Origin of the sequence: Aliivibrio sifiae, from assembly GCF_002954705.1 — a bacterium.
Lineage (GTDB): Bacteria > Pseudomonadota > Gammaproteobacteria > Enterobacterales > Vibrionaceae > Aliivibrio > Aliivibrio sifiae_A.
In genome coordinates this window covers 279,638-294,464 of sequence record NZ_MSCO01000002.1, presented here as the reverse complement: position 1 = coordinate 294,464, position 14,827 = coordinate 279,638, and the positions used below count along the sequence as shown (strand labels likewise).

The window sequence follows — 14,827 nt, the reverse complement described above, 5'->3', positions numbered from 1 at the left end:
ATTTTTTATTTAGGGATTTATTATCTAATGTAACTAATTAGATGATCATTAATGTAATTGGTATTATTGATGATCTTTATGTTGGTACAAATAAATCGAATAAGAAAGAGCCAGTAACGCACATAATGTAGCAGGTATCGCTAGCGTATTAATCCCTAAAGAGGGGTAGAAATAGCCGCCAATGACACCGCCAAAAATAAAACCAAGTGCAATAAATAAGTACAATGCCAAACGACGATGATGAATTGGCTCACCTTTTAGTTTCATACCTAACATAATACCTAAGTCTGTAAGCACACCAGTAACATGAGTCGTTCGGACGACTGCCCCGCTATAAGTTGTTACTAAACCATTCTGTAAACCACATGCAGCAGAAGCGAAATAATGCCCCCATTGACTACCTTCATTCAATACAAACATCGCTGTAAAAAGTAATAGACTTTCAATAACTAAAGCAAAATTATAACGGCGCCCTAATTTTAACGCGGTACACCCAACAATAAGGCTGCTTAATGAAGATCCTAAAATGAAGCTAAATATAATAAAAAGTAAGTGCCATGTTTCCTCATTAAAACTAAGCAACTGTGTGCCGAGTAACGTTGCCGTCCCTGAAAGATGAGAAATTGACTGATGTTGAAAACCCAGCAAGCCCACTGAGTTAGTAATTCCAGCTAAGAGAGCTAGAAAAAAGGTGCCGTATTCGACCCATTTAGGTAGTTTTGAAATCACGATTCGATACCTAGCCAGTAAAGAGCGTTATTCTATACCCAAGTAAGCGTAAGATACAATTTCAGCAAGAATTTATTATACTCTATACTGATTAGTAAACAGGGCGAACGCATGAGTAGAATTTTTGTTAACGAAACGAGTTGAAAATGTAAATAGAAGCTAATCTGCGTTTTTGTATTCACACTTAACCACCAATAATTGATTAAGAATTAACCTCTATTTTTGCTGGTAAGTATTTTTATGAGTTAAATAAGTGTAACGATTAACAGAATGATAACTCATGCGTTCGCCCTGGATTAGTAAACTTATCAAGGTCAAAATAAAAAAGGAAAGACAAAGTGCCTTTCCTTTTGTTATACATCATACGTTGCAATTAAAGATTTAAGATAAATACATCTCAACATATTTATTTGCCGCATCATCCCAACTAAAACTTTGCTTCATAGCATGTAATTGCACACGCTTAATTTCATTTAGGTTTTGGCTATAAAGTAATAAAGAGCGCATTAATACTAATAACAACTCTACAGGCTCCGGTGTTTTAAAACTAAAGCCTGTGGCATTATCAATATCACTGTCGTAATCAGTCACACTGTCTTTAAGACCACCAACTTCACGAACAATTGGAAGCGAGCCATAAGCCATACTGTAGATTTGATTCAATCCACACGGTTCAAACTCTGATGGCATCAAAAAGAAATCCGATGCAGCTTCAACCCAATGCGCTAACTTATTATTATACGCTTCTACAAAAGCAAATTTATCACTATTTATTGCCGCAATTTCTGCGAGTTGGTTAGCAAGAACAGGATCGCCTGTCCCGACAATCACAACTTGAACATCATTATTTAAGAATTGCTCTAAAATAGGTAATAGATAATGAATGCCTTTTTGATTCGTTAAACGACAAACCATTCCATACATCGCTACCTCTTTTTGAGGTAAATTTACTTCTTCTTGCAGTGCAGATTTACATGCCTTCTTGCCACGAACCATACTAATACGGTTTGCTTTAAACTGTTTTGGAATGAAGCTATCAATTTCAGGACTCCACTCACTGTAATCACATCCATTTAGAATACCAAATAGATCTGATTCTCTCGCTTGGAAATCACTTGCCATACCATGAGAGCCTAGCTCCGTTAGCAGCTCTTTCGCATAAGTTGGGCTGACTGCATTTATTTTATCTGCACACAATACTCCTGCTTTTAGCATACTAATATGACTATGACTTACAGCAGCTTCAGGTACATAATGCGCTTTAAACTCAGCAAGACATGCTATCTCATCATAATGAAAAATGCCTTTAAACACCGCATTATGGACCGATAAAACTGAACGAGTATGAGAAAAGAAAGCGTCATTTTCGTAACGTTTTTTCAGTAGATACGGAACTAACCCTGTATGCCAATCATTCGCATGAATAATGTCTGGTTGAACATTAAGTTTTGGTAGCATATCTAGGCAAGCTGCACTAAAAAAAGCAAATCGTTCGCCATTATCAGAATACGCTTGATTATTTTCAACGTACATTTCCGCACGGTCAAAATACTCAGCACACTCAATACCAAACACAGAAATACCATCCACTTCTAGCGCTCTTACTTTATAAGGCGTATGTGGCCAATGCTCTAATGTTGTTTCCAGTATGATATCAGTAACATCTCGACCTGAAATCGTCTTATAGGCAGGCATTGCGATATTAACCTGATGTCCTAACTTTTTAAGTGACTTAGGCAGAGCCTTGGCAACATCTGCCAAGCCTCCACTCTTAATCAACCCTTCAACTTCAGATGCTACAAATAAAATTGAAAGCGTCTTAGTAACCAATTCTCTCTCCTTTAGGGATAACGACTATACCCTTATCTGAAACATGATATCTCTTCTTATCTTCTTGAAGATTAACACCAATTTCAGTTCCAGGGGCAATATCTACACCTTTATCAATGATAACTCGGCGTAAAACACAACCTTTACCGATTTTTACATCACCTAAAAGAATACTTTCGCTAATATCACACGCTGAAGCAATATTACTACGGAAACCTAGAACTGATTTCTCGATACGAGAACCACGAACATAACTACCACCACATACTAAGCTATCAATAATTTGCACTCGGCCATTATCTGAATCACTAAATGTAGCTGGTGGAAGTGGCGGATAATAAGTATGTAGCGGCCATTTACGGTTATAAAGAGAGAATGGTGCATCTTTCTGTAGTAAATCCATATGTGCTTCCCAGTACGATTCAATCGTACCTACATCACGCCAATATACCTCTTCTTTTTCCCCCGTAATATGGTTAGTACTGAAATCATAAACATAGACATTTCCTTCAGGGAACATCTTAGGAATGATATCTTTACCAAAGTCATGTGATGAATCAGCAAGATCTGCGTCGTACTTAAGCTCTTTGCACAAGCTTTCAGATTCAAAGATATAATTACCCATTGAAACAAGAGCAATACCTGGATGTCCTGGAATGCACTTTGGCGTTGCTGGTTTTTCTTCAAAGCCAATCATTTTTCCATGTTCATCTACCTCAATAACACCAAAGCCACTGGCGTCTTTCGCAGGCATACGAAGTGCAGAAACAGTCAGTGCTGCTTGCTTCTTCTTATGGAAATCAAGCATTTGTCGAATATCCATTTTATAAATATGATCAGAACCAAAGATACATACATGTTCAGGTTCTGACGCTTCAATAAAACTAATGTTTTGATAAATCGCATCCGCAGTACCTTCATACCAACGTTTACCTGTACGCATTTGTGCAGGAACAGGGTCAATAAAGCGATCTGTAATTCCGTTTACATTCCAACCTTTTTTCATATGTTGAAATAGTGATTGTGACTTAAACTGAGTTAATACATAAATACGCATTAAATCTGCATTTACAAAATTGTTTAAGGCAAAATCGATTAAACGATAACTACCACCAAACGGTACTGCAGGTTTTGTACGTGACTCTGTTAATGGACGAAGACGTGAGCCTTCACCTCCAGCCAAAATCATTCCTAATACACCAGCCATTTTCTCTCCAACGTTTATAATTAAAATAGTAATTATTAAAAATATTACTTATATCTGTTTATTTTGGGATTAACTTAACACATTTAGATTACAAAACTGTGAAGTATGTAACTTCAATTTATTTACAAAAAAGATTCAATCAATAATGTGCATCAGCTCAATATTTACCACTTATAGGTTAACTGTACGTTAACATAAAACACACAAACCAAAATACGGTATGACTACCTAAATAGAGCATTTGCATAATCAACAGACCTTATGTAATTATCAAATTATTCATATAAAGTTTCGAGGTTTTTATGTCACCTTCACTTTTCCAGCAGTTGCAATTGGTATGGGACTACCATTTACTTAATCAGCCAATTAAAAAAAGTGATGCTATTTTTGTTTTATGTAGCTATGACTTACGTGTTGCTGAACATGCAGCACAACTGTATTTGGATGGCTATGCACCATTATTAATCTTTTCAGGCGCCCAAGGTCGAGCAACAGAAGGGTTGTTTACATTAAGTGAAGCGGAAACCTTTGCTAATATTGCTAAAGACATGGGGGTTCCCTCTTCTGCGATTCTAATTGAAACAAAGGCTACAAATACTGGCGAAAATATATTCTTCACTCAAGCCTTATTAAAAGAAAAAAACATTAAGGTTGAATCTCTACTCTTAGTTCAAAAACCGTATATGGAGAGAAGATTACTCGCAACATTCTTAAAAAACTGGAACGATATAGAATTCTGTATTTCATCTCCTAATATTACTTTCATCAATTACCCGACTGAAGATGTTACATTTGATCATATCGCTAGTATTATTCTAGGCGAATTACATCGTTTGAAGGTATACCCAACATTAGGGTATCAAGTAGCACAGAATATTCCCGATGATGTTTGGCAAGCCTTTGAAAATTTAACCAAGATTGGTTTTGATGAGTATTTATTAGTAGAATAAAGAAATTAAAAAAATCCCTGAACAACATAATTATTCAGGGATTCTCATTATTTAGAACTGAATCGTTACTTCAAGCGATAAAACATTGTCGACAATGGAGGTAATGTGATTGAAATAGATTGTGGTAGACCTTGAGACTCAATAGATTCTGTTTTCACCTCACTAACGACAGTGTAACCACTGCCACCATAGAAGTTAGCATCACTATTTAAAATCAATTCATAATCGCCTTCAACAGGCATACCTAAACGGAAATTTTCTCTTGGTGCTGGCGTGAAGTTACTAATAACTAAAATACGTTCACCGTTATCACCTAAGCGTTCATGAGCGAGTACACTCATTTCAGCTTCGTCTTGCAAACGCCACTCAAAACCCACTGGGCTACAATCATTTTGATATAATGCAGGCTCAGACGTATACATCTTATTTAGATCTCGCACTAGAGATTGCATACCAGAATGGCGTTCAAATTGCGTTAAAAACCATTGTAATTGACTGTCATGATCCCATTCCGCACTTTGAGCGATCTCTGCACCCATGAAGTTTAACTTTTTACCTGGTTGTCCATACATATACCCCATGTACGCACGCATATTAGCTGTTTTCTGCCATTCATCACCCGGCATTTTATCTAGAATAGAGCCTTTGCCATACACTACTTCGTCATGAGAAAGTGACAATACATAATTTTCACTAAATGCATATACCATTGGGAAAGTAATGGTGTCATGGTGATAACGTCGGTGAATTGGATCTTCTTGAATATAGCTAAGGCTATCGTGCATCCAGCCCATATTCCATTTAAAACCAAAACCTAAACCACCATCAAATGTTGGTGCAGAAACACCAGGGAATGCGGTTGATTCTTCGGCAATAGTCATTGCATTTGGATAATGAGAATATACTTCTTCATTCATCCATTTTAACAAGGCTATTGCGCCGTGGTTATGGTTACCACCATCCCAGTTAGGGATCCACTCACCATCATCGCGTGAATAATCAAGGTAAAGCATTGACGCAACAGCATCAACACGTAAACCATCAATATGGAAATGTTCAAACCAGTACAAAGCATTTGAGACTAAGAACTCACGTACGTGCTGTTGGTCATAATTGTAAATAAAACTCTGCCAATCATTATGCCAACCACGACGTGGATCTGGATCATTAAACAACGATGTACCATCAAAGTTCGCTAAGCCATGCGAATCTGATGGGAAATGTGCTGGGACCCAATCAAGAACGATACCGATACCCGCTTGGTGGCACTGATCAATAAAGAATTTGAAATCATTAGGTGTACCAAAACGACTCGTTGGAGAAAATAAACCAATAGGTTGATAGCCCCATGAACCATAAAACGGATGTTCTGAAACTGGCATCAATTCAATGTGCGTATAACCCATCTCAACGATATATGGAATTAACTGCTCAGCTAATTCACGATAGGTTAAAAAATCGCCCTGTTCGTTTCGTTTCCATGAACCAGCATGTAATTCATAAAAAGATAACGCTTCTTTCTGCTTTTGAGTTACAGGACGAGTTTGCCATGTGCTGTCTTGCCACTGATATTCTTTTTGATCATAAACCACAGAAGAAAAAGAAGGGTATTGCTCGTTATAGGCACCAAATGGGTCCATTTTATGAGGCAATGCTTCCCCATTCGGTCCTTTTAGCTCAAATTTATATTTGGTTCCTGCTGTTTGTTCAGGGATAAATAACGCCCAAAGTCCATTATCTATGCGTTGCATTAAATGCCGACGGCCATCCCATTGGTTGAAATCACCAATAACACTGACAGAGGAAGCATTAGGAGCAAAGACAACATAACGTACGCCTTGAGTTTTCTTGCCATCTCGCTCAACCGACATTAAATGTGCGCCTAAATGGTTATACATCTCTTTTGGCTTATGAGCTTGAGCATCAGTTGGAGAGATATTATGGTATTGATACGGATCATCAATAATTTGTTCTGTTCCATTCCAGTCAACCACAAGTTGGTAATGCAAGCTTGTAAGATCAAGCGATTGGTTTAGAACAAAGATACCAGAACAAGAGGATTCAGGACTGAGAGGATAATCAGAATGTGATTCGAGACGAACGCTTACTGAAGTGGCTCCTGGAAGCCAAACACGCAACGCTATGTCTTTAGATTGATATTGTGGACCTAGAAAAGAAAATGGATCTGAAAATGCAGCCCTTTCGAGCTGCATGTAAATGTCCTTTTCTTTACGTTCAACAAGTAAGTTCAACGTAAATACTCCTATTATTTTCGGCTAGCTTGAGCTCGAATGTCAGTTAAACGCTTAGTTAACTCATTTACTTCTTGGCGATTAAATATTTCATCCAAGGTAATTGATAACTTACGACGCCAGTTTGGATATTCATCAACAGTTCCCGGTATGTTAACTGGTTTATCCATTTCTAGCCAATCTTCAAGCTGTAAACTGAGAAGCGTGCTCGATCCTGCTGCTAAATGATACTGAAGTGCATCACTTAAATGTCTATCCATAGGAACATAAGACGCATCACGACCGATGCCTTCTGGAAGGTAACCATGAAAATCAACGCTATTTAGTATCTCTTGCTTTGATTCAGCACGAGTTTTAAATAGCTCCTTCAATTGTTCAGGATCTGGATAAAGACCAATTTCTTCGCCCATCTTTAAATCATCACAATGCCAGAAGCCACGTAATGTCGGCATATCATGAGTACATAGTGCTGACATCGATTGCTCTTGATAATGCGTCGGTGAATAGAACCCACCATCTTTTGCTGTTTCAAAGAAGAATACTTTATAAGAGTGAATGCCAGCATCCGCTAATAAATCAACAATCTCATCAGGTACTGTACCGAGATCCTCACCGATAACAGAACATTGATGACGATGGCTTTCTAAAGCAAGGATGGATAACATGTCTTCTACTGGGTAGTACATGTACGCGCCTTTAGTTGCGTCTTCACCCTTAGGGATCCACCACAAACGTAATAAACCCAATACATGGTCAATACGCAAGGCACCGCATGCTTTCATGTTTGCACGAAGTAATTCAATGTAAGCGTCATAAGCCGTTGCTTTTAACGCATGAGGATTTAATGGTGGTAATCCCCAATTTTGACCTAGAGGACCTAAAATATCAGGTGGCGCGCCAATACTAACATCCAGACATAAATTACCATGATCGGCCCATGTTTCTGACCCTGAATCTGCAACACCTACCGCTAAATCACGATATAAACCAACATTCATGCCCTTATTTTCAGCAAAATGTTGAACGTCATTAATCTGTGTAAATGCGATCCATTGTAAGTACATGTATAAATCAACTTGCTCACGGTTATCCGTAATAAATTGCTGTACTTGTTTATTATCAAAATGCTGTAGTTCATTTGGGAATACAGGCCATCCCCAAATGCTTTGATCTTGTGTATAAAGCGTATTATGCAGTGCATCAAAAGCTGACTGATGAAGCAAACTTTCTCCACCTTCTTCTACAAATGCTAAGAAGGCATCTGCACGAGCACTGTTTTTGTCGATATGACGCGTTTTAAACTCTTCAAAAAGAAAAGGTAATACGCTCATTTTAAGAGATGACACTTCCGTGTAATTCACCCAATGAGATTGACGCGCTTCATTTAATCGCTGTTGAAATTCAGCGCTACCCACTAACTCTTGAGCTTGATTACATAATGCAAATTCAGGTACTGAGCACACATCAATGTATAAAATATTCAACCAACGACGTGACGATGGGCTATATGGACTTGCGCCTTCAGGGTTTGCAGGAAACAATGAGTGGATTGGGTTGAGCCCCACAAAATCACCACCACGATTCGCAATATCACCAACAAGCTGTTTAAGATCGCCAAAATCACCAATCCCCCAGTTATGGGAGGTTCTTAAAGTGTAAAGTTGAACACTTGGCCCCCACATTTTTTTACCTTGATTGATCGCATCTTGCTTAAAACACACTTTTGGAGTAACAATCAATGTCATTACATACGGTGTTTTACGGCGTTTGCGAATAATCTCTAATGTATGGTAACCCCAAGGTAAAATTGGTAAAGAAAATAATAATACACCACCATTATCACGATCATCAGCAACAACTTGAGATTGTAAGTACCCCTCAAGGATCTCGCCCTCTTCTGTCGTTACTTTCCAACTGAATTCACTAATACGCGCACTTTTACCTAGGTGCATCTCAACATGCAGAGGTTCGTTATCTCTAATAACTTTTACTGCCGCTAACACCTCTTTCTTCTGCATTTTTTCAGAAGACGTAATCAATGTTTTATCATTCTTAGTGTCATAACCTAAAGAAGCCAGTAAACGAGTTAAGGTCTCATCACTGACTTTTGCTTCATCGCCCCAAGCACTTACGTAACTATTTGCTAGCCCAGCCTGCTCTGCGATTTGATGTAGTACATTATTATCTTTCATCGCTTTTTCTCCAAGGGCAGCATAATACTGCCCTCATTTATCTATTTCTAAATCAAATTAACGTTTTACCGCTTCGAGTTTCCAGATGTTATTTACATAATCGCGAATACTACGGTCAGAACTGAATTTACCTACAAGAGCAGTGTTTAAAATAGCCATTTTTGCCCACTGTTTTTGGTCGCGATATGCCGCATCAATATCATTTTGAGCACGAACATAATCAGCAAAGTCAGCCAATACTAAATATGGGTCGCCACCATAAAGTAAATTATCACGTGTTGCAGATAGCAGACCTACTTTACCTGGAGTAAATTCATCACCAGCAAGAAGATCTAACGACGCTTGCAGCAATGAATCGGCTTCATAATATTTGTATGGTTTGTAACCAGACGCTTTAAGCGCTTCCACTTCATCAACATCCAGACCGAAGATGAAGATGTTTTCATCACCAACTTCTTCACGGATCTCAACGTTTGCGCCATCCATCGTACCGACAGTCAGTGCACCGTTTAACGCCATTTTCATATTACCAGTGCCCGATGCTTCTTTACCTGCAGTAGAGATTTGCTCAGAAACGTCAGCTGCTGGAATAATGATTTCAGCCATGCTCACTCGGTAATCAGGAATGAAGACCACTTTTAAGAAATCAGATACACGAGGATCGTTATTTACTTTCTCTGCCACTTTATTAATAGCAAAGATGATCTCTTTTGCTAAGTGGTAACCCGGTGCTGCTTTCGCCGCAAAGAAGAACACACGAGGATGCATATCAAAGCCAGGTTCATTCAGAATACGGTGGTATAAAGAAAGAATATTTAATAGATCTAAGTGCTGACGTTTGTATTCGTGCAAACGTTTGATTTGAACATCAAAAATTGCGTCGGTATTTAATTCAATACCCATGTTCTCTTGAACCCAATCAGCTAAACGTTGTTTATTTTGCTTCTTAACTGCCATGAAATCTTTTTGGAATTTCGCGTCATCAGCAAATTTTGCGACATCACGCAATTGATCTAAATCTGCAGGCCAACCATTACCAATTTTCGTTGAAATTAAGTTAGAAAGACCTGGATTACAAAACTTCAACCAACGACGCGGAGTTACACCATTAGTCACATTCGTTAATTTACCTGGGAAGTATTCATTAAACTCAGGGAATAAATCACGCTTAACTAACTCTGAGTGAAGTGCCGCTACGCCATTTACCGCGTAAGAAGACACTACACATAAATTCGCCATACGCACCATACGGTGTGTGCCTTCTTCAATAATAGAAAGCTTACGCAGCTTATCTACATCACCAGGCCATTTAAGTTTCACGCCCTCTAAGAACAGGTAGTTAATCTGATAAATGATTTCCATGTGACGAGGAAGCAAGCGAGAAATTAGCGATTCGCTCCACGTTTCTAATGCTTCAGGAAGTAATGTGTGATTCGTGTAAGCAAACGTCTTAGAACAAATAGCCCAAGCCGCATCCCACGTTAAATTACGATCATCCACTAAAATACGCATCAACTCAGGAATACCAATCGTTGGGTGTGTATCATTTAATTGGATCGTTTCGTATTTTGGAAGATCTTCAATTTTATGACCTGCCGCATCATGACGACGCAAAATATCCGCAATAGAACATGCACAATGGAAGTATTGCTGCATTAAACGCAGTGTTTTACCTTTTTCATGGTTATCATTAGGGTACAAGACTTTCGTTACGTTACCCGCATCAATCAACGCATGTTGCGCTTCAAAATAATCACCATTATTAAAACTTGCTAGACTGAAAGGCGCTTTTGCACGACATTCCCATAAACGTAATGGGTAAACTGTGTCGCTTTCATAACCTACAATTGGTAAATCCCAAGGCATGCCTTCTACTGACATACTAGGAACCCAGCGACGCTTCTCTTCACCGTCAACAATATGTGTCTCTACATGACCGTAAAATCCTGCATTTTGAGCGAAGTCTGGACGTGCAACCTCCCACGGATAACCCTCGACACCACACCATGCATCTGGTGCTTCTTGTTGGCGTCCATCTTCAAAAGATTGACGGAACAGACCGTATTCGTAATGAAGACCATAACCAATAGCTGGAAACTCTTGTGCAGCCAAAGAATCCATAAAACACGCAGCTAAACGACCAAGACCACCATTACCTAGTGCAGGATCGCGCTCTTCTTCTAATAAATCAGTTAGATTATGTCCTAGCTCACCCATTGCATTCGTAATGTCTTCGTAAAGACCCATGCTAATTAGGTTGTTTCCTGTTAAACGACCAATCAAAAATTCTAATGATAAGTAGTTTACGCTTCGTGCGTTCTTAATTTTCTCATCATTTTCAGTGTTAACAAGATCAAACGTCGTCAGTTCAGCTAGGGCTTTGCCCATGGCTAAGTACCATACTTTTGATGTTGCTGTTTTTTCATCAGCACCAAAAGTTGTTACCAAATGCTGTTTTACAGAAGCTTGAAATGCCGCTTTATCAAATTTTTTGATGTTGTTCTTTTTCATCTTTTGTCTCTCACGAAAGTTCATAAATCAACTGTTATCAATCCTGCCTGTTTCGTCTAGGGGCCACATCCTCCTCCTAAGGGGGAGGAGAATAAAACGGAATAAGGCGTAGTTAAAAGAAGAAAAGATAGTGTGACAAAAATCAAACTTTGTAGGCTTACAGAGAGATTAGGCGTGATAATAAACACACTTTTACAGCATAAAACACAAAATGATAACAAGATCACATTTTTAAACATTAAGAAAATTACATTCAACACCGTAATAGAAGCGCTTGATTTATAAATTAAACCATAACTAAAAGAGAACTTAGATCACATTTATAGGGCGTAGAGGATACCTTTTTTCTCATTATTGAGGATAATCTTCTTAGTATTTTTAAGAAGAACAATAATTATGTTAATACCATCGAAATTACATTTCCCAAGGCGCTTGCATAACGCAATCATCAGACAACGAGTGTTAGATACACTGTCTGATGCAATGCATTACAAGCTTGTTTTGTTTCGATCTCCCGCAGGCTACGGTAAAACGACAATGGCGGCACAATGGCTATCAAATAAAAAAGCCACTGGCTGGTACAGCCTCGATGAAGGCGATAATGATGAATTCAAATTCGCAAAGTACTTTATCCAAACCATCAGCAATGCTACCGAGTTAGAACTTCAACACTCCAAAGCATTAACCGAAAAACGTCAGTTTGCTTCTTTATCAAGTTTATTTTCTCAAGTCTTTACTGAGTTAATTCCATTTCAAGATGAAGCGTATTTTGTACTTGATGACTATCATCTAATCACCAATGAAGCGATTCATTTAGGTTTAAAGTTTTTCCTTAAACACCTACCTGATAATCTCACTCTTGTTATTACTAGTCGCTCCCAACCTCCTCTTAACACGGCAAATTTACGTGTTCGAGATCTATTAATTGAAATAGACAATCAAAGCCTAGCGTTTGATCAATCTGAAACATCTTTATTCTTCAATCAACGCCTCAATGACGATATAGATCAAGAAGCAATTACCCACGTACGAGAACACGTCGAAGGTTGGCCCTCAGCCTTACAATTAATCGCTTTGCATAGTATTCAAAATAATCAGTCTTTAAGTAATTCAGCTCAAGCAATGGAGCAACTTAATCATGCTCATTTGTGGGACTATCTTGCAGAGGAGGTCTTTGACCATTTAGATAAAGAAACACAACAATTCTTAATGCGCTGTGCCGTATTTGAACATTTTAGTACTCAGTTATTAACAAGTGTGACAGGACGAAACGATGCTCAACTATTAATAGAAAACTTAAATCGTTTTGGCTTATTTATTAATAGTGATGGTGAAAAAGGTGAGTGGTATAAATTCCATAATTTATTTGCTGAATTTTTAACACATCAACGCCAAAACCATCTCGCGCATGAAGAAATCAAGCTGCAACAAAAAGCCGCTCATGCCTGGTTATCTAATAATAATATTTACCAAGCACTACGCCATGCCAAAAATGCCCACGACGATACTTTAGTCGCTGAGATATTGACTCAACATGGTTGGCATCTATTTAATAATGGCGAACTTACGTTACTTGAATCAACGATTAAGGCACTTAAACCAGAGGTATTATTTACTTCACCTCGATTGGTTATTATTCGTGCATGGTTAGCACAGAGCCAGCACAACTATTTACAAGTAGATGACTTGATTTCTGAAGGTCAGCGAGAAATGTCTCAACGGAATATTACGTTAGATAGGCATATGCAAGGTGAGCTTGATGCCCTGCGCGCTCAAGTTGCTATAAATAAGAATGAGCCAGAAGCTGCTCTTGCCTTTGCAGAAAAAGCCCTTGAAGAATTAGAAACCAATAAATACCGTAGTCGTATTGTCGCCACATCAGTCATTGGTGAGTATCACCATGTATCCGGTAACCTTGCACAAGCACTTGCATTGATGCAACAAACTGAAAAAATGGCCATGACATATGGTATTTATCATCAAGCGTTATGGGCTATCTTGCAACAAAGTGAAATCTTAATGGCTCAAGGTTTTATGCAAGCAGCTTTTGATTTACAAGATAACGGATTTAAATTAATTAAAGATCAAGACTTAGGTCAGTTGCCATTGCATGAATTTTTATTACGTGCACGAGCTCAGATTTACTGGTTCTGGTTTCGATTTGATGAAGCAGAACAATATACATGGAAGGGGTTAGACGTACTCTCCCCATTTGATGAAACTAAACACCTACGTGGGTATTCAATGTTAGCACGTCTGGCTGTTGCTCGTGGAGAGTTAGATAAAGCAGAGCGATATCTTGAGAAGTGTCAGCAATTGTTAAGTCAAGCTGATTACCATATCGATTGGAAAGCCAATGCTTCTTCTGCCCAGCTATTCTATTGGCAAGCAAAAGGGAATACCGAAGCCATTAGCTATTGGTTAGCTCATACTGAAAAACCAGAGACTCGTTGCAACCACTTTACTCAACTTCAATGGCGAAATATCGCACGCGCACATTTCCATTTAGGCGATATCGAAACCGCGATAAATACCCTAAAAGCATCACAGACCATTGCACAGCAACATAAATTAATAACTGATATTAATCGTAATGCAATTATGGAATCGGTTCTATTGTATGAAAACAAGCAAATTAGTGAATCTATTGAAGCGATGCATCTTGCCATTAAACAATCAAATCAAACAGGAGTCATTGGTAGCTTCCTAATGGCCGGAAGAAATATTTTAAAACCTTTAGCTAAATTGCAGCAAAAGGGAAACATCACTGAACTTGAAAAACACCGAATTGAACAACTACAGAAAGCATTATCCAATAATGAACGGGCTCGTTCTGCGCATTTTGATGAGGCTTTCATTGAAAAGGTCGTCAATAATCCAGAAGTCCCAGAACTGATCCGCACCAGTCCTCTCACCCATAGAGAGTGGCAAGTGCTTGGCTTAATTTATTCAGGGTTTAGTAATGAGCAAATTGCGGTTGAATTTGATGTTGCACCAACAACCATTAAGACTCATATTCGTAATCTATACCAAAAGCTTAATTTAGCGAATAGAAAAGCAGCCATAGCGATGGCTGATGAGTTAGTTAGTATGATGAAGTAATCACATACTAGCAATTATCTCGTTAGTAATATTGGGATAATTAATTTTACGACA

Annotated in this window: 8 protein-coding genes; 2 read left to right on the top strand and 6 right to left on the bottom strand. The window is 38.4% G+C overall.

The genetic code is table 11. The features are described from left to right. Positions 1-63: 63 nt before the first annotated feature. The 3 genes from BTO22_RS12305 to glgC all read right to left on the bottom strand — a co-directional run bounded on the left by BTO22_RS12305 (position 64) and on the right by glgC (position 3,766). On the bottom strand, positions 64-729 hold the full coding sequence (locus BTO22_RS12305) for a YoaK family protein (protein ID WP_105055776.1): 666 nt from the start codon (positions 727-729) through the stop codon (positions 64-66). A 381-nt stretch (positions 730-1,110) separates the two neighbouring features. Next, the gene (gene glgA / locus BTO22_RS12300; protein ID WP_105055775.1) at positions 1,111-2,559 is read right to left on the bottom strand and encodes a glycogen synthase GlgA; all 1,449 of its coding nucleotides are present in this window, start codon (positions 2,557-2,559) and stop codon (positions 1,111-1,113) included. Continuing rightward, entirely contained in the window at positions 2,549-3,766 is a 1,218-nt protein-coding gene (gene glgC, locus BTO22_RS12295) for a glucose-1-phosphate adenylyltransferase (protein WP_105055774.1), read from the bottom strand. The genes glgA and glgC overlap by 11 nt, the downstream gene beginning before the upstream one ends. 302 nt (positions 3,767-4,068) lie before the next feature. Here glgC and BTO22_RS12290 point away from each other — a divergent pair, with 302 nt between their 5' ends. Further along, the gene (locus BTO22_RS12290) at positions 4,069-4,716 is read left to right on the top strand and encodes a YdcF family protein (RefSeq protein ID WP_105055773.1); all 648 of its coding nucleotides are present in this window, start codon (positions 4,069-4,071) and stop codon (positions 4,714-4,716) included. Between the two features lie 65 nt (positions 4,717-4,781). Here BTO22_RS12290 and glgB read toward each other — a convergent pair whose 3' ends face one another. Genes glgB through BTO22_RS12275 form a run of 3 tightly spaced genes read right to left on the bottom strand, consistent with a single transcriptional unit; the run spans position 4,782 to position 11,671 of the window. Next, positions 4,782-6,929 carry a 1,4-alpha-glucan branching protein GlgB gene (gene glgB, locus BTO22_RS12285; protein WP_105056556.1) on the bottom strand — a complete coding sequence of 716 codons (2,148 nt, stop codon included), beginning with the start codon at positions 6,927-6,929 and terminating at the stop codon, positions 4,782-4,784. Positions 6,930-6,982: 53 nt separating this feature from the next. After that, positions 6,983-9,160: a 4-alpha-glucanotransferase gene (malQ, locus tag BTO22_RS12280; RefSeq protein WP_105055772.1), complete on the bottom strand. Its 2,178-nt coding sequence runs from the start codon at positions 9,158-9,160 to the stop codon at positions 6,983-6,985. Positions 9,161-9,217: 57 nt separating this feature from the next. After that, entirely contained in the window at positions 9,218-11,671 is a 2,454-nt protein-coding gene (locus BTO22_RS12275; RefSeq protein ID WP_105055771.1) for a glycogen/starch/alpha-glucan phosphorylase, read from the bottom strand. A gap of 396 nt (positions 11,672-12,067) precedes the next feature. Here BTO22_RS12275 and malT point away from each other — a divergent pair, with 396 nt between their 5' ends. Next, the gene (malT, locus tag BTO22_RS12270; RefSeq protein ID WP_105055770.1) at positions 12,068-14,773 is read left to right on the top strand and encodes an HTH-type transcriptional regulator MalT; all 2,706 of its coding nucleotides are present in this window, start codon (positions 12,068-12,070) and stop codon (positions 14,771-14,773) included. Positions 14,774-14,827 lie beyond the last annotated feature (54 nt).